Origin of the sequence: Arthrobacter sp. I3, from assembly GCF_000520575.1 — a bacterium.
Classification (GTDB): Bacteria; Actinomycetota; Actinomycetes; order Actinomycetales; family Micrococcaceae; genus Arthrobacter; species Arthrobacter humicola_A.
Window position 1 is genome coordinate 50,313 of record NZ_KI914908.1, and the last position, 18,078, is coordinate 68,390.

At 67.7% G+C, this 18,078-nt stretch carries 16 protein-coding genes and 1 tRNA gene; 6 read left to right on the forward strand and 11 right to left on the reverse strand.

All coding sequences use genetic code 11. The features are described from left to right. Positions 1–67 precede the first annotated feature (67 nt). Positions 68–1,093, reverse strand: coding sequence for a selenide, water dikinase SelD (selD, locus tag Y706_RS0104950; protein ID WP_028275707.1), 1,026 nt, complete (start codon positions 1,091–1,093; stop codon positions 68–70). 44 nt (positions 1,094–1,137) lie between these two features. On the opposite strand from selD, the gene Y706_RS0104955 reads away from it, so the two are divergent. The 3 genes from Y706_RS0104955 to selB all read left to right on the forward strand — a co-directional run bounded on the left by Y706_RS0104955 (position 1,138) and on the right by selB (position 4,399). Then, positions 1,138–1,232: transfer RNA gene (locus tag Y706_RS0104955), tRNA-Sec, on the forward strand. Between the two features lie 35 nt (positions 1,233–1,267). Next, positions 1,268–2,599, forward strand: a complete 1,332-nt coding sequence (gene selA, locus Y706_RS0104960; RefSeq protein WP_028275708.1) for an L-seryl-tRNA(Sec) selenium transferase — start codon at positions 1,268–1,270, stop codon at positions 2,597–2,599. A 3-nt stretch (positions 2,600–2,602) separates the two neighbouring features. After that, positions 2,603–4,399 (forward strand): selenocysteine-specific translation elongation factor, encoded by a 1,797-nt coding sequence (selB, locus tag Y706_RS0104965; protein ID WP_028275709.1) that lies wholly within the window; start codon positions 2,603–2,605, stop codon positions 4,397–4,399. Between the two features lie 48 nt (positions 4,400–4,447). Here selB and ychF read toward each other — a convergent pair whose 3' ends face one another. Next, the gene (gene ychF, locus Y706_RS0104970) at positions 4,448–5,533 is read right to left on the reverse strand and encodes a redox-regulated ATPase YchF (RefSeq protein ID WP_028275710.1); all 1,086 of its coding nucleotides are present in this window, start codon (positions 5,531–5,533) and stop codon (positions 4,448–4,450) included. A 220-nt stretch (positions 5,534–5,753) separates the two neighbouring features. On the opposite strand from ychF, the gene Y706_RS0104975 reads away from it, so the two are divergent. Further along, a complete protein-coding gene (locus Y706_RS0104975) occupies positions 5,754–6,992 on the forward strand; it encodes a DNA recombination protein RmuC (RefSeq protein WP_028275711.1) in 1,239 nt (412 codons plus the stop codon). A gap of 59 nt (positions 6,993–7,051) precedes the next feature. Here Y706_RS0104975 and Y706_RS0104980 read toward each other — a convergent pair whose 3' ends face one another. Beyond that, positions 7,052–8,140: a 4-hydroxy-3-methylbut-2-enyl diphosphate reductase gene (locus tag Y706_RS0104980; protein ID WP_028275712.1), complete on the reverse strand. Its 1,089-nt coding sequence runs from the start codon at positions 8,138–8,140 to the stop codon at positions 7,052–7,054. Positions 8,141–8,149: 9 nt separating this feature from the next. Beyond that, complete coding sequence (locus Y706_RS0104985; RefSeq protein WP_028275713.1) at positions 8,150–9,010, reverse strand: hypothetical protein; 861 nt, start codon at positions 9,008–9,010, stop codon at positions 8,150–8,152. A 254-nt stretch (positions 9,011–9,264) separates the two neighbouring features. Here Y706_RS0104985 and xseA point away from each other — a divergent pair, with 254 nt between their 5' ends. Both xseA and Y706_RS0104995 read left to right on the forward strand, forming a co-directional pair. Further along, positions 9,265–10,551, forward strand: coding sequence for an exodeoxyribonuclease VII large subunit (gene xseA, locus Y706_RS0104990; protein WP_028275714.1), 1,287 nt, complete (start codon positions 9,265–9,267; stop codon positions 10,549–10,551). A gap of 138 nt (positions 10,552–10,689) precedes the next feature. After that, positions 10,690–10,920 (forward strand): exodeoxyribonuclease VII small subunit, encoded by a 231-nt coding sequence (locus Y706_RS0104995; RefSeq protein ID WP_018773784.1) that lies wholly within the window; start codon positions 10,690–10,692, stop codon positions 10,918–10,920. 29 nt (positions 10,921–10,949) lie between these two features. On the opposite strand, the gene Y706_RS0105000 is transcribed toward Y706_RS0104995, so the two are convergent. The 7 genes from Y706_RS0105000 to rsgA form a co-directional block, all read right to left on the reverse strand. Then, positions 10,950–11,804, reverse strand: coding sequence for a polyphosphate kinase 2 family protein (locus tag Y706_RS0105000; RefSeq protein WP_028275715.1), 855 nt, complete (start codon positions 11,802–11,804; stop codon positions 10,950–10,952). A 70-nt stretch (positions 11,805–11,874) separates the two neighbouring features. Beyond that, positions 11,875–13,095 (reverse strand): pyridoxal phosphate-dependent aminotransferase, encoded by a 1,221-nt coding sequence (locus tag Y706_RS0105005; RefSeq protein WP_028275716.1) that lies wholly within the window; start codon positions 13,093–13,095, stop codon positions 11,875–11,877. A 131-nt stretch (positions 13,096–13,226) separates the two neighbouring features. After that, positions 13,227–14,192 (reverse strand): ABC transporter substrate-binding protein, encoded by a 966-nt coding sequence (locus Y706_RS0105010; RefSeq protein WP_028275717.1) that lies wholly within the window; start codon positions 14,190–14,192, stop codon positions 13,227–13,229. Beyond that, a complete protein-coding gene (locus tag Y706_RS0105015; protein WP_028275718.1) occupies positions 14,189–14,935 on the reverse strand; it encodes an ABC transporter permease in 747 nt (248 codons plus the stop codon). The genes Y706_RS0105010 and Y706_RS0105015 overlap by 4 nt, the downstream gene beginning before the upstream one ends. Continuing rightward, positions 14,932–15,672 (reverse strand): ABC transporter permease, encoded by a 741-nt coding sequence (locus Y706_RS0105020; RefSeq protein ID WP_028275719.1) that lies wholly within the window; start codon positions 15,670–15,672, stop codon positions 14,932–14,934. The genes Y706_RS0105015 and Y706_RS0105020 overlap by 4 nt, the downstream gene beginning before the upstream one ends. Then, positions 15,672–16,775: an ABC transporter ATP-binding protein gene (locus Y706_RS0105025; protein ID WP_028275720.1), complete on the reverse strand. Its 1,104-nt coding sequence runs from the start codon at positions 16,773–16,775 to the stop codon at positions 15,672–15,674. The genes Y706_RS0105020 and Y706_RS0105025 overlap by 1 nt, the downstream gene beginning before the upstream one ends. 227 nt (positions 16,776–17,002) lie before the next feature. Continuing rightward, a partial coding sequence (gene rsgA / locus Y706_RS23705; protein ID WP_084475931.1) for a ribosome small subunit-dependent GTPase A occupies positions 17,003–18,078 on the reverse strand: 1,076 nt, incomplete at its 5' end.

Genomic DNA, 18,078 nt, shown 5'->3' on the forward strand with positions numbered 1-18,078 from the left:
GCCGCCGTGCGGCCGGAATCACCGACGACGCGATCACCACCGGCGGCTGAAGACGAATGGCCGGGTTTCAGCGGATCTCGATGCCCTGGCCCGCGATGGTGTGTCCGATGACTGGATGGCCCGGCAATTCACCGACGACGAGTAGCCCGCCGGAGGTCTGTGCATCGGCGAGCAGGAGAAGATCGTCCTCCGTGACGCCCGCTGCGGCACGCAGATAGGGCCGCACCCAGTCCAGGTTGCGCCGCGTTCCGCCGGAGACAAACCCATCGCGCAACGCTTCCCGGGCGCCGTCGACGTGCGGCACCGCTTTCCGGTCCACCACTGCCCCGACCCCGGAGGCCCGGCACATCTTGTACAGGTGTCCGAGCAAGCCAAAGCCCGTCACGTCCGTGGCTGCCCGCACACCGGCCGCCACCGCATCCTCGGCGGCGTCGCGGTTCAGGCGCGTCATCGTCTTTACTGCTTCGGTGAACACTTCGCCGGTCTGCTTGTGACGGTTGTTGAGCAGTCCGACGCCGATCGGTTTGGTGAGCGTGATGGGCAGCCCGGGCCGGGCGGCGTCGTTCCGCAGCAATCGGTCGGGGTGGACGACGCCGGTGACCGCCATGCCGTACTTCGGTTCCGGATCGTCGATAGTGTGTCCGCCTATGACCGGGCACCCTGCCTCGGCGGCCACGCTCAGGCCACCGCGGAGTACCTCGGTCATCAATTCCAGCGGCAGTACGCCACGGGGCCAGCCGACGAGGTTAATCGCCATAATCGGGCGCCCGCCCATCGCGTAAATGTCGGAGAGCGCATTGGCGGCGGCGATCCGGCCCCAATCGAAGGCGTCGTCTACCACGGGGGTGAAAAAGTCAGCGGTGGACAATACGGCCAGGTCCCCACGGACCAGAACGGCGGCTGCGTCGTCGCCGCTGTCAAGCCCGACCAGCACATCGGCGCCGGGCTGGCCGGTGAGTCCGCGTACCGCTTCTTCGAGTTCGCCGGGCGGAATCTTGCACGCGCAGCCGCCGCCGTGGGCATAGCCGGTGAGCCGGAGAGTTCCGGCAGCACCGGTACCGAGTTGCTGGACTGGCGTCTGGGCCTCGTTCACCCGCCCAGCGTACTCCTTCAGGCAACCCTGCTATATTGAGCCCCGGTGGCGTCCGGGTCCTGGTGGGCCCCCCGGTCTTCAAAACCGGTGCGGCCGAGCATCTCGGCCTGGCGGGTTCGATTCCCGTCCGCCACCGCCAACTTCCGGCCCGAGCGCCGCGAGCAGAGGAGGGCTGTGGACCCGGTCGATCCCCGGCGCCTGATTCCGCGCACCGATGACCTGCTGGCTCTGCCGGCCGTCTCCAAGGCCCGGAGCAGGCTGAACGAGCGCGTCATCCGCAACCTCGTTCGTCAAATCCAGGATCAGGCACGGCGTGGTGAGCTCCCGCCCGGACAAGTGGAAGGAACACTGATCGCCGCCGTAGCCGACCGCACGGCGACGACCCTTCGTCCGGTGCTCAACGCAACCGGCGTCATCGTCCATACCAACCTCGGCCGTGCTCCACTTTCTGAAGACGCGGTGGAAGCTGTTATCGCGGCCAGCGGCTACGTTGACGTGGAGCTCGACTTGGCAACCGGCAGCCGGAGCGGGCGCGGCGCCGGGGCGCGCGCTGCATTACTCGCCGCCTGTCCCGCGGCTGAGGATGCGCTGGTGGTGAACAACGGCGCCGCAGCGCTGGTGTTGGCCACGACTGCCTTGGCCGCCGGCCGGGAGGTGGTGGTGAGCCGCGGGGAACTGGTCGAGATCGGTGCCGGCTTCAGGCTGACCGACTTAATGGAGTCGACGGGGGCGAAGCTACGCGAGGTAGGTACGACCAACCGCACCCACCTACACGACTACGCCGGTGCTCTGGGGTCGAACACCGGGTGCGTACTCAAGGTTCATCCCAGCAACTTCCGGGTCGATGGATTTACCTCCACTGTCCCGTTGCACGAAATCAGCCCGCTGACCGTCGCCCACGGGGTACCTCTGGTGGCCGACCTGGGCAGCGGGCTCTTGTCGCCCGACCCTTTCCTGCCGGAGGAGCCGGACGCCGCCTCCGCCTTGGTGAGCGGAGCCGACGTCGTGATCGCCAGCGGTGACAAGCTACTCGGCGGCCCACAGGCTGGCTTGCTGCTGGGCCGCAAGGAAATCATCACGCGGTTGGCCCGCCACCCGCTCGCCCGTGCGGTCCGGGCTGACAAACTCGCCCTTGCCGCCTTGGAAGCCACGCTGGCGGGCGGCCCGCCGCCGGTTGTCCGGGCCCTGCACGCCGACGCCGGGCACTTGCGGCGCCGCACGGACCGGCTCGCCCGGGAACTCGACGTGCCCGTGGTGTCCCATGACGGTCGGGTAGGTGGCGGCGGCGCCCCGGGAGTGCCTCTGCCGGGATGGGCACTACGGCTCCCAGAGGGACTCGCAGGACTTTTGCGCACCGGTGATCCGGCTGTGCTGCCACGCGTCAACGATGGCTCGTGCCTGATCGATCTGCGCTGCATCGCCCCGGCGGATGACGACAGGATTCTCGACGCGATACGGAAAGCGCTGGCAGCCTTCAAGGCCGCGGACGCAGGCGGGGTGGGCTGAGGAGTGTACGTCGTAGCCACCGCCGGGCACGTCGATTCCGGCAAAAGCACCCTAGTTCGCGCCCTCACCGGCATGGAGCCGGACCGTTGGGAGGAAGAACGGCGCCGCGGGCTGACCATCGACCTAGGTTACGCCTGGACCACGTTCCCGTCCGGACAGAATGTAGCGTTCGTCGACGTACCGGGCCACGAACGCTTCCTGGGAAACATGCTTGCCGGAATCGGACCGGCCCCGGTGGTCTGCTTCGTCGTCGCCGCGGACGAGGGTTGGCAGGCGCAGTCAAGTGATCACCGGGATGCCGTCGCTGCGCTTGGAATAGAACACGGCGTGGTCGTGCTAAGCCGTGCGGACCGGGCGTCCAGCCGTCGGATCGCGGACGTGCTCTCGCGGAGCCGCACGGAGCTGGCCGGCACGGGCCTGAGGGAAGCCCCCGCAGTTGCCGTATCCGCTCTTGACGGTACCGGTCTGGCCGACCTGCGTTCAGCACTCGACGGTGTCCTGGCCCGCGTGCCCGCCCCCGCCACCTCAGGGCGGGTCCGGTTGTGGGTTGACCGCTCGTTCACGATTTCCGGTTCGGGAACGGTAGTGACCGGAACGCTGGCGGCAGGAACACTCGAACGGGGTGACCGGCTCCAGCTGCTCAGCCACGACGGTTCCCGGGCCGTGGTGGTCCGCGGTTTGCAAAGCAGGGACACCGCCTTTGCGTCCGTGCAGCCCGTCAGCCGGGTGGCGTTGAACCTACGGGACGTTGCCGCCACGGACATCCGCCGGGGAGATGCGCTGCTGACCCCGGATGCGTGGCCCACGACCGGCGTCGTCGGTATTCAGCGCACGACAGGGGTGGCCTATACGGCTGTGCCCGAACAGCTCATGGTGCACGTTGGCACCGCGTCCGTGCCTGCCCGTTTACGGCCATTCGGCGCGGATCACGCCCGGCTCGTCCTTGACAGGCAACTGCCCCTCGTTCTCGGCGACCGGCTGGTGCTGCGCGACCCCGGAAGCCGGTCAGTGCTGGGTGGGGCGCGTATCCTCGACGCCGATCCGCCTTCCCTGCGGCGGCGGGGCGACGGCGCCCGCTGGGCGGAGCGGCTTTCCGGCCTCGACCCCGCCGGCGACGTGCTCGGTGAAGTCGCCGCCCGCGGAGCAGTTCGGGCAGAACACCTTCACCGGCTGGGGCTGTTGCCCGGTCCCGAGACGGCCGCGCCCCCGGAGGTCCAGGTCATCGGTGATTGGTGGGTGCATGCGCCTGTCCTCGAGGCATGGCAGGAACGGCTGCGCGCCGCGGTCCAGGCATTGCAGGAACGTGACCCGCTGGCCGCCGGAATGTCCTTGGGCGCGGCGCGGGACCTACTGCAGTTGCCCGAGGAGAGGCTGCTGTCCCACGTCATCCGCGGCGCACGGCTGGAAGCGGAGGGCGGCCACGTCCGGCTGCCTGGCAGCCGAGATTCTCTCGGCGCCGCAGAGCCAGCGATCGCCGAGGTGGAGCGCACGCTGACCGCACATCCGTTTCACGCCCCCGAAGCCCAGGAGTTGGCCGCACTGGGCTTGGGCGCCCGCGAGCTCGCGGCGGCGGAGCGCACCGGGCGTCTGCTGCGGTTGCGCGATGGGGTGGTTCTACTGCCGACGGCCCCCGCCCTTGCGATGCGCCTACTGGCCGGTCTGGAGCAGCCCTTCACCACGAGCCAAGCGCGCCAGACTCTGGGCACGACCCGTCGAGTCGCAGTCCCGTTGCTTGAACATCTGGACTCTCGCGGCTGGACCCGGCGCCTTGATGCCGGTCACCGGACCGTGGCGCGTTGAGCCGCACTTTCTAGCCCCGCGCCTCTAAGGCCTCAGAGAGGTCAGGAACTAGACGTTGAAGCGGAATTCAACGACGTCGCCGTCGGCCATGATGTATTCCTTGCCTTCGATCCGGACCTTGCCACGGGCCTTCGCCTCGGCCATGGAACCGGCCTCGATCAGGTCATCGAAGGAGACGACCTCGGCCTTGATGAAACCGCGCTGGAAATCGGAGTGGATCACGCCGGCCGCCTGCGGGGCGGTGTCGCCCTGGCGGATGGTCCACGCGCGGGTTTCCTTGGGGCCGGCCGTCAGGTAGGTCTGCAGTCCGAGGGTGTGGAAGCCGACGCGGGCCAGCTGGTCCAGCCCGGATTCATCCTGGCCGTTCATTTCCAGCATCTCGCGGGCTTCTGCCTCGTCGAGCTCCACCAGGTCGGACTCGAGCTTGGCGTCCAGGAAGATGGCGTCGGCAGGGGCCACGAGGGCACGCAGTTCCGCCTGCTTCTCCGGGCTGCCGAGGATTCCCTCGTCGGAGTTGAAGACATAGATGAAAGGCTTGGCCGTGAGCAGGCCGAGTTCCTTGAGGTGCTCCATCTCCAGCTTGTCGCTCTTGATGGAAGAGAAGATGGTGTCGCCGCGTTCCAGCACTGCCTGCGCCGCCAGGATGGCCGCCAGCTCTGCCGCCTCCCGCTTCTTGATCTTGACTTCTTTTTCGATCCGCGGGATGGCCTTTTCGATGGTCTGCAGATCGGCCAGGATCAGCTCGGTGTTGATCGTCTCCATGTCGGAGCTGGGATCGACCTTGCCGTCGACGTGGATGACGTCCGGGTCATCGAACACGCGGACAACCTGCGCGATGGCCTCGGCCTCGCGGATGTTGGCGAGGAACTGGTTGCCGAGGCCCTCGCCCTCGGAGGCGCCCTTGACGATGCCGGCGATGTCCACGAAGGACACGGCGGCGGGCAGCAGGCGGGCGGAGCCGAAGATGCCGGCCAGCTTTTCAAGCCGGGCATCCGGCAGGTTCACGACGCCGATGTTGGGCTCGATCGTGGCGAACGGATAGTTCGCCGCGAGGACCTGGTTTCGGGTCAGTGCGTTGAAAAGGGTTGATTTGCCGACGTTGGGCAGTCCGACGATGCCAATAGTAAGAGCCACGAGCATATATTCTACCCGCACCAGCGGCCGGCCGTTGCTGCGGGCCCGTGGCTACACCTGTGGGGCGGCAGGGTGCCGGCGCGGGCGCGGGGCGGTGTGGGGGCGGTCGCGGGGCGATGTCGGGGTGTTGCGGCGGGTACATCCCACGGTGTCCCGGGATGTTCCGGGTGTTCCGGGCGTCGAAACCAAAACTGTCACAGGGGCATGCCACAGTGAAGGCATGGAAGCTTTTTCACTGATTCTCGCCCTGCTCATGCTGCTTACGGGCGCCGTCACGGGCGCCGCCGTCGTCTATGTCCTGCTGCGCCGGCGCTACCTGGCCGTGGAACAGGACTTCGACGGCGTGTCAGCCCGGCTGTCCGACGTCAGCGCCCAGTTCGCCGCCGCCGACGCCGAGAGGCGCCTGCTCGCGGCCCAGAACCGCGAGCTCGGCGAGTCCCGGAACCATGACGGCAGTGTGCTCCGTGCGCTGGCGCCCGTGGCGGAAAAGCTCACCGCCGTGCAGCAGCAGGTATCCCTGCTCGAACGCGACCGGCTGGAGCAGTACGGCCAACTGGCCCAGCAACTGCAGGAGGCCCGCCTGTCCGATGAGCAGCTGCTGCGGTCCACGCATGCGCTGGAGTCCGCCCTGCGCTCCAACAGCGCCCGCGGCCAGTGGGGCGAGGTCCAGCTGCGCCGGGTGGTCGAGGCGGCAGGCATGCTGCGGCACGTGGACTTCCACGAACAGCTCCACAGCGGGCAGGCCCACAGCTCCGGCACGGACGGCAGCCTCCGGCCCGACCTCGTGGTGCAGCTGCCCGGCGACAAGCAGCTGGTGGTCGACGCAAAGGTCCCTCTGGCGTCGTACCTTGCCGCCCAGGACCTCGGCGCCGCCCAGGCAGGCCAGCAGTCCTCGCAGCTGCCCGGCAGCCAGCAGGCGCACCTCGCCGCCCATGCCAAGGCCCTAAAGGCCCATGTGGACGCGCTGGGCAGCAAGAAGTACTGGGACATCCCAGGCAACTCTCCGGAGCTGGTGGTCTGCTTCCTGCCGGCGGAATCGATCCTGGCCGCCGCCCTCACAGCCGACCCGGCCCTGCTGGACTACGCACTGGCCAAGAACGTCGTCCTGGCCTCCCCCGGGACCCTGCTGGCGGTGCTGAAGTCGGTGGCGTTCACGTGGCGGCAGGACGTGTTGACGGACAGCGCCCGGGAACTCTTCGAGCTCGCCCGGCAGCTCTACGACCGGATGGGCACGCTCGGCGAGAACGTCACCAAGCTGGGGTCCTCGCTGAAGACGTCGGTTGAGCGGTACAACTCCATGGTCGGGACCCTTGAGGCCCGCGTCCTGCCCACCGCGAGGAAACTCAACGCCCTGGAAACCGCCGGACTGGCCACTCCGCCCGCCGTCGAAGTCACGCCGCGGGCAGTCGCAGCCCCGGAACTTCAGTCCCGTGACGAGTCAGAAGAGTCCGCGGCCTAGGTGCACTGCGCCTAGGCCTCAGCGCCCAGGACTGTCCAGTGCTTTGGACTGTTCGGGGCCTAGGACTGTTCGGGGCGGGTGCCGCGGCCGCCGAGGGCGCGGGTGACGTCGCCGGCCTGCTTCAGGGTGGCCCGGAGCTCCTTCGGCAGGGAGAACAGGAGGTCTTCCTCGGCCGTGACGACTTCCTCGACCGATCCGTAGCCGTAGTCGGCGAGGAGCCGCAGCACGTCCTTGACGAGGACTTCCGGGACGGAGGCCCCCGACGTCACGCCCACCGTGGCGACGCCCTCGAACCACGTCTCGTCAACCTCATTGGCGAAGTCGACCCGGTAGGAGGCCTTGGCGCCGTATTCCAGTGCCACCTCCACGAGGCGGACGGAGTTTGAGGAGTTGGCGGAACCCACCACGATCACCAGATCCGCCTGGGGCGAGATCTTCTTGATGGCCACCTGGCGGTTGGTGGTGGCGTAGCAGATGTCGTCGCTGGGCGGGTCCTGCAGGGTGGGGAACCGCTGCTTGAGCAGGCGTACGGTCTCCATGGTTTCGTCCACGCTGAGGGTGGTCTGCGAGAGCCAGATGACCTTCTCCGGGTCGCGGACCGTGACCTTGTCGACCTCGTGCGGGCCGTTGATGATCTGGATGTGTTCGGGGGCCTCGCCGGCGGTGCCTTCGACTTCCTCATGGCCGTCGTGGCCGATCAGCAGGATGTCGAAGTCATCCTTGGCGAACCGGACGGCTTCGCGGTGCACCTTGGTGACCAGCGGGCAGGTCGCGTCAATGGTGCGCAGGCCGCGGTCCTCGGCGGACTGGACGACGGCGGGCGAGACTCCGTGCGCGGAAAAGATGACGAGGGCGCCTTCCGGGACCTCGTCGGTTTCATCGACGAAGATGGCGCCCTTTTCCTCCAGTGAGCTGACCACATGGACGTTGTGCACGATCTGCTTGCGGACGTAGACCGGCGGGCCGTAGTGTTCCAGGGCCTTTTCCACCGCGATGACTGCACGGTCCACGCCGGCACAGTAGCCGCGCGGGGCTGCCAGAAGGACCTTTTTGGGACCGGCGACCGGGGCCGCGGCCAGGACGTCTTCCGGTGAACGCCGCCTGCGCGGAACGGATGGCATCGGAACGGAGACAGCGGTGGTGGTCATGCTCCCATGCTACCGGTGTTCAATCCTGCCCCGTTTGCGCCCGCCGGCGACCCGGACAGCCACTCCCGTGGCTACCAGTGCCGCTCCCGCGACGGCAGCAGCGACGATCCACTGGCCGAAGCTGGCAGAGCACGCCGCGACGAACTCGTTCTTGAACAGCTCCGCCACATCGTTACCGCTCGAGGTCCCGGCGACCGCGGCGCCGGCGGCGTCGCTGGCCAGCTTCCACACCCCCGCGAGCACCAGCGTTCCAACGCCCATCCCGACCAGCACGGTCCACCGGCGTCGGGCCGCAACGAACGCCAGAATGAAGGCGATGGCCGAGCCGACGGCAACGGCGTAGCCCATCGGGGCGTAGACGGTAACGCGTTCGATCATCTGGCGCTGGTCGGACTGCCCGATATGGATCAGCACCTGGCCGGGCGCCTCCAGCGGAAGGGTGGTCGCCGCAGTGACCTGCTTGGCCACCAGCCCGGCAAGCGGCGCGACATCCAGGGTGAGCGAGGACGTGCCGTCAACCTCCGGCGGCAGCGTGCTGGGGTCCGCGAACGTGAGGCGGTGGCTCCTGCGCAGGGTTTCAGCCCAGGCGTCGGGGTAGCCGGGCAGTCCCGTCAGCGAGCGCGCCGCGCTGTCCAGGACCGGCCGGGCCAGCTCCGTGAAGGCTTCGGGAATGCCGGCGCTGGCGGCCAGTCCGTCGACGGCGGCCGCGGCCAGCCGCTGCTGGAACGCCGGGTCCTTGCCCAGCGGCGCGGTCAGGGCGACGAAGCCCTCTTCCTGGACGATGTTCTGGTCCACCCACATGGCTGGAACGGCGACGGCTGCCATCAGGAGCCCGATGAGGACGGCGACGGCAGAGACAAAAGTGCGCAAGGGATTCCTAGGAGGTTGATGGCATCCCTCCCATCCTAGGGCGGGGCCGGGCGCGGCCATAAAGTCGGACCCCGGTGGTGAGCTATGGATAGAGTTGACAGAGACAACTTCCGGCTGCCGGCCGGCCCACCCGCCGGGAAGCGGGCCGCCGGCAGTCCCGGTGTAAGGACATGCAGTAACCGGCACGCAGCAAAGGACACGCACACATATGCACAAGGCACTCCACCAGGCACTTCCGGCCATGGAGCCCACGCATGCCTGAGGACGCGTCGGCAGCAACCACGCTACCGGCCACCGCGGCCCAAACCAGTCCGGACAACCCCTGGCCGCTGCAGTTGCTGTCCCAGAAGCTCAAGATGCATATCGACCGCGCGCCCTCGGCGTGGGTTGAGGGGCAGGTAATCGAGCTCAACCGGCGTGGCAGCAACGCCTACCTGACACTGCGGGACATCGACGCCGAAATCTCGCTGCCGGCATCGGTCTGGACCACAGTGCTGGACCGCCAGGCCGCCCCGCTCGAACGCGGTTCCCGGGTTGTAGCCCTGATCAAGGCCGAATTTTGGCTCAAGACGGGCCGGCTGAACATGTCCGTGAAGGACATCCGGCCCGTGGGCCTCGGCGACCTCCTGGCCAGGATCGAGCGGCTGCGCCAGGCCCTCGCCACCGAAGGACTCTTTGCCGATTCCCGCAAAAAGCGGCTTCCCCTGCTCCCGCACCGGATCGGCCTGATCACCGGCCGCGACTCTGACGCCAAGAAGGATGTGCTGCGCAATGCCGCCCTGCGCTGGCCGGCCGTCGAATTCGAGATCCGCGAAGTAGCGGTCCAGGGGAACACCGCCGTAGCCCAGATGATCGCGGCCTTGCGGGAACTCGACGCCCACCCCGTGGTCGACGTCATCGTCATCGCCCGCGGCGGGGGCGCCCTCGAGGACCTGTTGCCGTTCAGCAGCGAGGAGCTCATCCGGGCCGTCGCTGACGCGTCCACCCCCGTGGTGAGCGCGATCGGGCACGAAGCGGACCGGCCTATCCTCGATGACGTCGCAGACCTCAGGGCATCAACGCCCACCGACGCCGCGAAGAGGATAGTTCCCGACGTCGCCGAGGAGCTTGTCAGGGTCCGGCAGGCACGGGACCAGCTCCGTCGCGGAGTCACCCGGCTCGTTGAACGCGAGGGCGACCGGCTGGCCTCCCTGCGTTCGCGCCCCGTGCTGCTCTCCCCCGACGTCATGATCAGCCAGCGCCACGAGGACGTCGAACGGCTCAAGGTCCGCTCGCACTCGGCGATCAGCGCCGCCGTCGTGCGGGCAGCGGACCAACTGGTCCACCTCAAGGCGCAGGTGCGTGCACTCTCGCCGCAAAAGACACTGGATCGCGGCTACGCGGTGGTCCAGCTCGCCGGCGCCGGAAACGCCCCCGCAGCGCACCGGGACGTTGTGCGCCATCCGTCCCAGGCGCCCGCCGGCACGGACCTCACGGTTCGGGTGGCCGGCGGCCGGTTCACCGCCCAATCCACCGGCGGCCAGGAACCGGCCGAGGAATAACCCAGGCGGACGGTCGTGGCCACACGGCCACCCGTCAGCGCCAACACGGCCACCCGTCAGCGCCCCGAACAGGCACCACGGTCAGCACCACAGACAGCGTCACCGCGGCACAAACCGCGACAACCAAGGAGCACCCACATGGCAGCAGAACCCAACCCGAACGCCGACATCGAGGCCCTCAGCTACGAGGACGCCCGCGAGCAGCTGGTCGCCGTGGTGGGCAAGCTGGAGGCCGGCGGCGCAAGCCTGGAGGAATCGCTCGCGCTGTGGGAACGCGGCGAAGCGCTGGCCAAGCGCTGCGAACAGTGGCTGGAAGGCGCCCGCAAGCGGCTCGCCGCCGCCCGGGACCAGGCCGCGGACAAGAACTAGGCACCGGCACGCCGCCGGTTCCCTCCGTATTAGGAGCGTTCGACCAGATCCCGTTCCAGATCGACGTCGAACTCCGGATCCGGCCACTGCAGCTTCAGCCCTTCCAGGGCGTCCAGCATCAGCTGCTGCACCGCGATGCGGGCGTACCACTTCTTGTTGGCCGGCACGACGTACCAGGGCGCGATGTCAGTGGCCGTTTTCTCGAACGCCTCCTGGTACGCATCCATGTAGTCGCCCCAGAAGGCGCGCTCCTTGAGGTCGGTGCTGCTGTACTTCCACACCTTGGTTTCGTCATCCAGCCTGGCGAGCAGCCGGTCCTTCTGCTCGTCCCGGCTGATGTTGAGCATGACCTTGACCACCGTGGTCCCGGCTGCCGCCTGCCTTGCCTCGAATTCGTTGATGGCCTTGTAGCGCCGCTCCAGTTCCTCGGGGCTTGCCCAGCGGTGGACCCGGTGAATCAGGACGTCCTCGTAATGCGAGCGGTCAAAAACGCCCACCATCCCGGCCGCCGGCACTGCCTTCTCGATCCGCCAGAGGAAATCGTAGGATTTCTCCTCCGGGGTCGGCGCCTTGAAGGACTTGAGCTGGACACCCTGCGGGTCCATCTGGCCCATGACGTGGTTGACGATCCCGCCCTTGCCTGCGGTATCCATCGCCTGCAGGACCAGCAGGACGCGCCTGGTGCCGCCGAACCGGGATTCGGCGAAAAGCTGCTCCTGCAGGGTGGTCAGCTTGCCATCGAGCTCTGCCAGGAGCGCCTCGCCGTCGGATTTCCCGCCCGGGTAGCCCGGGGTGGAGTCCGGGTCGCAGTCCTTCAGCTTGAATTTTTTTCCGACCAGCAGCGTCTCGGCGGGGTGCCGCTCGAACATCACAGCATCTGTCATGGAAAGCCTCTTTCCAGTTTCGTGCAGCCGCTGCGCGGGCGAGTCCCCGAACTCCGCTGCTGACCGAAGCCTAGTTCCCCTTGTACCGGCTCAGGAAGTCCGCCATGCGGTTGATTGCTTCTTCGAGGTCCTTGACGTTAGGCAGCGTCACCATCCGGAAGTGGTCCGGACGGACCCAGTTGAACGCCCTGCCGTGGGACAGAAGAATCTTCTGCTCGCGGAGCAGGTCCAGGACAAATTTCTCGTCGTCGCGGATGTGATAGACCTCGGGGTCCAGCTTCGGGAACAGATACATGGCCCCGCGGGCCTGCTGGGTGCTGACGCCCGGGATGGCGTTGAGCATGTCATAGGCCTTGTTCCGCTGTTCCAGGAGGCGCCCGCCGGGCAGGATCAGGTCGTTGATGCTCTGGTAACCGCCGAGGGCGGTCTGGATGGCGTGCTGGGCCGGCACATTGGCGCACAGGCGCATGTTGGCCAGCAGGTTGATGCCCTCGAGGTAGTCCGCGGCGGCCTTTTTCGGCCCGGAGATGGCCATCCAGCCGGCCCGGAAGCCGCAGACCCGGTAGGCCTTGGAGAGCCCGCTGAAGGTCAGGCACAGGACATCGTCGCCGGTGAGCGAGGCGAGGTTTACGTGTACCGCGTCTTCGTAGAGGATCTTCTCGTAGATCTCGTCGGCGAAGAGCACCAGGCCGTGTTTTTCCGCGAGGGCGACGATCTTCTTCAGCGTCGCCTTCGGGTACACCGCACCTGTCGGGTTGTTCGGGTTGATGACCACGATGCCCTTGGTGTGCGGCGTGATCTTCGCTTCCATGTCCTCGAGGTCGGGCTGCCAGCCGGATTCCTCGTCGCAGAGGTAGTGCACGGGCTTCCCGCCGGCCAGGGCAACCGAGGCCGTCCACAGCGGGTAGTCCGGGGTGGGAATGAGGACCTCATCGCCGTCGTCGAGCAGGGCCATGAGCGACATTGTGATCAGTTCGCTGACGCCGTTGCCGAGGTAGATGTCATCCACGTGGATGTTCTGGATCCCGCGGGTCTGGTAGTACTGCGAGACGGCGGTGCGGGCCGAAAAAATGCCGCGCGAGTCGCTGTAGCCCTGGGCATGCGGCAGGTGGCGGATCATGTCCACCAGGATCGCGTCCGGCGCTTCAAACCCGAACGGGGCCGGGTTGCCGATGTTCAGTTTGAGGATGCGATGACCCTCCGCCTCCATCTGCTGGGCGGCCTGAAGAATCGGTCCACGGATGTCGTAAAGGACATTATGAAGCTTGGTGGACTGCTTGAATTCTGCCATTCATCAAATATGCCATATGGAGGATGTTCTTCCGCTGAGACATGACTCACACGCGGGCGCCGCAGTAACAACAACGACGCCGGCGCCCGGGCTGTAAGCCCGGACACCGGCGTCGCAGGGTCGCCAGTGGTCTACTGCTGGGCGAGGCCCTTTTCTTTCAGCCACGCGTCGGCGGCATCTTTCGGGTTCTGCTTCTGGCTGCCGCTGACGGCTCGGTTGAGGTTGATGAGGTCTTCCGTGGTGAGGACCTTGGACACGTTGTTGAGGGCTTCCTTCGCCTTGTCCGTCATCTTGGCCGTGTTGTAGAGCGGCAGCACCTGCTGGGCGATGAAGTTGTTCTTCGGATCCTCCAGCACCACGAGGTCGTTGTCCGGGATGGACGGGGTGGTGGTGTAGATGTCCGCGACCTGGACCTGGTCCGAGAGCAGCGCCTTGAGCGTGACGGCGCCGCCGCCGTCGCTGAACGGCTCGAGTTTCTTGGGCACGCAGTTGTAGTTCTTCGCCAGGCCCGGCAGGCCGTAGGCGCGCTCGGCGAAGGTCGCCGGGGCGCCGATGACCAGATCGCCGCAGACCTTCGCCATGTCTTCGATCGACTTCAGCTGGTGCTTCTCGGCCGTGGCCTTGGTGACCACCATGGCGTCCTTGTCCTCAGCCTTGGAGGCATCGAGCACGGCCAGGCCCTGCGGGAGCTTGGTCGGGAGTGCCTTCGCGATGTCCTCGGCGGAGACCTCGGTGGCGTCCTTGTTTACATACAGCAGCAGGTTGCCGCTGTAGTCGGGAACGACGTCCACCGAGCCGTCCTGGACAGCTTTGATGTAGACCTCGCGCGAGCCGATGTTCGGCTTAGTGCTGGCGGTGACGCCCGCGGCGTTCAGGGCGCCGGCGTAGACCTCGGCGAGGATCTGGCTCTCGGGGAAATCAGCCGACCCGATCACCAGGGCACCGCCGGAACCGGAGGCGGCACCGCTGCTGGCCGGGGCCGAGCTCAGCGGGTTTGATGAGCCTCCGCAGGCGGACAGGGCCATGGCCAGGCCGACGCCGACGGCCAGGCCGCCGAATGCGCGCCGGCCAAGGCCTCGTTGGCGGGATTCCTTCATGACGTACCTCCTTGAACAACAGTCTCCGCGATCACGGGGTCTGTGAGATCAACCGCAACCTGCTGGCTGCGGTTCGGCTTGGATGAGGCGCCCCGTGAAAGGAACAGCCTCTGAATAAGGGCAAGGATAAGGTCGACGCTGATGGCAAGGGCGGCGATCAGCAGCGAGCCTCCCAGCATTTGCGGGAAGTCGGAGAGCACGAGCCCGTCGAACAGGTAACGGCCCAGGCCGCCCAGGTTGATGTAGGCGACCACGGAAACGGTGGCGATCACCTGGAGCACCCCGGTCCGGAACCCGCCGTACATCACCGGCAGCGCGTTCGGGAATTCCGCCCGGAACAGGACCTGCCACTCGGTCATGCCCATGGCGCGGGCGGCATCCACCATGTTGCGGTCGACGCTGGAGATTCCGGCGTAGGTGCCGGCGAGCAGCGGCGGCACGGTCAGGATCACGAGTGCCCAGATCGGCGGCATCAGCCCGATGCCGGCGAGCAGGACGAACAGGGTGAGCAAGCCGAGGGTGGGCAGGGCGCGCAGCGCGCCTGCGACTGACACGATCGCAACCCGCCCGCGACCGGTATGCCCGACGAACAGGCCGATCGGGACGGCGATGGCGATGGCGATCACCATCACCAGGCCCGTGTAGAACAGGTGTTCGGCCAGGCGCACCGGGATTCCGGCGCTGCCGGACCAGTTCTGCGGATCGCTGAGCCAGGCAAAGGTGTCCGTGACGACGTTGCTCACGCGTTTCCCCCTCCTATCTTGGGACGCGAAAACCGCATCGCCGCCGCGGCAGGGCCAGTCCTGTCCGGGCCGGCGCCCGAACCGGTGCCGGCACCCGTGGCCGCCGCGGCGCGGGTCCAGGGCGTCAGCAGCCGTTCGAGCAGGACCAGGACGGCGTCCATCAGCAGCGCCAGGAGAAGGATGGCGATGATGCCCACCACCACTTCGGTGACGAAGTCACGCTGGAGGCCGGAGGTGAAGAGCATTCCGAGGTTGCCGATGCCGAGCAGCGCCGCGACGCTGACCAGCGAGATATTGCTGACCGAGACCACGCGCAGCCCGGCGAACAGCACCGGCAAGGACAGCGGCAGGTCGATCTGCATGAAGCGGGCGAAGGGTTTGAACCCCATGGCGACGGCGGCCTGCCGTAGGTCCTCGTCCACCGAGTCGAAGGCATCCAGCGTGGCGCGCACCAGCAGGGCGACGGCGTAGATGGTCAGGGCCACCACCACGTTGACCGGATCCAGGATCCGGGTCCCGAGGATGGTCGGCAGGATGATGAAAAGCGCCAGCGAGGGGATCGTGTACAGCAGCGAGGACCCGGTGAGCACGCCGGACCGGAGCCCGCGGCTCTGCCGGGCGAGCTGGGCCAGCGGAACGGCTATGAGGACCCCGAACACCATCGGCAGGATGGCCAGGATGAGGTGCTGGCCGGCGAGGCTGAAGACTTCGGCCCTGTTGGCCAGGAACCACTCCATCAGAGCCCTCCGTGCCGGACGTTGCGGTCTGACTCGATGACGGCGAGGACTTCGGCGGCTGCGATGACTCCGGCCACCCGGCCGTCGTCGTCCACGGCGACGCCGAGGCCCGAGGGTGAGGACAGGGCCGCGTCCAGTGCCCGGCGGAGCGTGTCACCCTTCCGGAACAGGGAGCCTCCAGGAACCATCGCCGGGGCGGTTCCGGCGGCGCTGCGGGGCCCGGCCCAGCCCAAGGGCCGGAGAGAGTCGTCGACCACCAGCTGCCATTCATCGGAGCTGCCCTCAGCCCTGAGCTGATCGGGCGTGAGGGTGGGGACGGGGTGGATGGTGACACCGTCCGAGGGGCTGAACGCGAGGTGCCGGAACCCGCGGTCACGGCCCACGAAGGAGGCCACAAACTCGTTTGCCGGGGCCCGCAGGATCTCTGCCGGGGCGGCGTACTGCGCCAGCTTGCCGCCGACGGCGAACACGGCCACTTTGTCGCCAAGGACGGTGGCCTCGTCGATGTCGTGGGTGACGAAGACGATCGTCTTGGCCAGGTCATGCTGGAGCCGGAGGAGCTCCTTCTGGAGTTCATCGCGGACCACCGGGTCCACGGCGCTGAAGGGCTCGTCCATGAGCAGCACCGGAGGATCGGCCGCGAGTGCCCGGGCCACGCCCACGCGCTGCTGCTGTCCGCCCGAGAGCTGGGACGGGTACCGCTTGCCGAGCGAAGAGGCCAGCCCGACGACGTCGAGCAGTTCCTGGGCGCGCTTGCGGGCGTCGGCTTTGGACACGCCGTTGAGCCGGGGAACGGTGGCGATGTTGTCCAGCACGGAGCGGTGCGGCATCAACCCTGAGGACTGCATGACGTACCCCATGGACCGCCGCAGCTGCGCGGCAGGGATTGAAGTGACATCGGCCCCGTCCACGGTGATGACGCCGGACGTGGGCTCCACCATGCGGTTGATCATCCGCAGGGACGTGGTCTTACCGCAGCCGGAGGGTCCGACGAAGACAGTGATGGCGCCCTTATCGATGGACATGGTCAGCCCGTCAACGGCGGCCTGACCGCCCTGGTACTGCTTGGTGACGTTCTGGAACTCGATCATGGCTTCGGCCATTTCCGGGCTTACCTAACTGTTGGCGGCAACATTGGTCGGGGCCAGCGCACTGTTCGTCAGTGTGCTGGCCATAAAGCAGTTAGCTCATAGACTAACCAGCACCCCGGACTATGTCAGCGGCGCGGGGCTCCCATAAGGCTTCGGAAGCACAACGATTTTGGATGGGTGGCGCGCCGGAAATCCTTCCGGCGCGCCACCGCCGCCCTTGTCCCACCCGGCGGTGTGCTTCAGCGGGGCCGCCGCGCACCCTCCGCGCCACTGTTTTTTCTGCCGTGACCGCCCTTGCCACTGCCGTGGCCCGGCGCTTTCTCGTGGTTGTCCCGTTCGGCCGACCGCTGGCTCTTGCCCGCTACGGCGATCTTCTGGTGCCATTCGCGCTGGTAGGCGCGCCGCGCGGCCGCGTCGTGGCGGCGCGCCAGGGCGGCGAGTTCGCGTTGCAGCTTCAGGTAACTGGCCCACCGGCGGTCCTCCAGTGCGCCGTCGGCGAGCGCGGCCTGCACGGCACAGCCGGGCTCCCGGCCGTGCGCGCAGTCCGAGAAGCGGCAGTGCTCGAAGAGCTCTTCGAGGTCGCCGAACATCTCCTCCATTCCTCCCTCGGCGTCGAAGACCCCGAAGCCGCGCACCCCCGGCGTGTCCATCAGGACGGCGCCGCCTGGCAGGGGAACGAGCGCGCGGGACGTGGTGGTGTGCCTGCCCTTGCCGTCGCCCGCGCGCACTGCCCCCGTCTCCTGGGCCGGGACGCCGGCGAGGGCATTGATGAGCGTGGATTTTCCGGCGCCGGAGGGCCCCAGCAGCACCAGCGTGCCGCCGGGCGGCAGATGGCCCAGCACTTCGTCGAGGCCATCGCCGTTCTCGGCAGAGGTGGTGACGACGTCGACGCCGGCTGCCTGGCGCACGACCGTCGCCACGACGTCGTCCGCGAGGTCCGCGATGTCCGCCTTCGTGATGATCACGAGCGGTGTGGCACCGGAGTCCCACGCCGCAACCAGGGTCCGTTCGAGCCGGTTGTGCGTGAGCGGACGATCCACCGGAACGACGATCCCGACGACGTCCATGTTGGCGCCAAGGACCTGCGCCTCGGACGAGGCCTCGAAGGCACGCTTGCGGCTCAGCTCCGAGTGGCGGGGCAGGATGCCCACGATGGCGGGCTCCCCCGCCGCGTTCGGACCCAGCCAAACCCAGTCCCCGGTGGCGGGAAGCTCCCCGCCGCGCGGGTAGGGCAGGTGGGCGGTTCCGCCGCCCTCAGCCACCAGGACGAGGTTGCGGTCCACCCGGATGACGCGGCCCGGGCGGTCGCCTCCCG

What these genes read in the sequence shown, in the direction of transcription:
- Y706_RS0104975 (WP_028275711.1), top strand. Translation starts at nt 5,754, where the DNA reads ATGGAAGCTTTTTCACTGATTCTCGCCCTGCTCATGCTGCTTACGGGC.
- Y706_RS0104980 (WP_028275712.1), bottom strand. Translation starts at nt 8,140, where the DNA reads ATGACCACCACCGCTGTCTCCGTTCCGATGCCATCCGTTCCGCGCAGG.
- xseA (WP_028275714.1), top strand. Translation starts at nt 9,265, where the DNA reads ATGCCTGAGGACGCGTCGGCAGCAACCACGCTACCGGCCACCGCGGCC.
- Y706_RS0104995 (WP_018773784.1), top strand. Translation starts at nt 10,690, where the DNA reads ATGGCAGCAGAACCCAACCCGAACGCCGACATCGAGGCCCTCAGCTAC.
- Y706_RS0105000 (WP_028275715.1), bottom strand. Translation starts at nt 11,804, where the DNA reads ATGACAGATGCTGTGATGTTCGAGCGGCACCCCGCCGAGACGCTGCTG.
- Y706_RS0105005 (WP_028275716.1), bottom strand. Translation starts at nt 13,095, where the DNA reads ATGGCAGAATTCAAGCAGTCCACCAAGCTTCATAATGTCCTTTACGAC.
- Y706_RS0105010 (WP_028275717.1), bottom strand. Translation starts at nt 14,192, where the DNA reads ATGAAGGAATCCCGCCAACGAGGCCTTGGCCGGCGCGCATTCGGCGGC.
- Y706_RS0105020 (WP_028275719.1), bottom strand. Translation starts at nt 15,672, where the DNA reads ATGGAGTGGTTCCTGGCCAACAGGGCCGAAGTCTTCAGCCTCGCCGGC.
- Y706_RS0105025 (WP_028275720.1), bottom strand. Translation starts at nt 16,775, where the DNA reads ATGGCCGAAGCCATGATCGAGTTCCAGAACGTCACCAAGCAGTACCAG.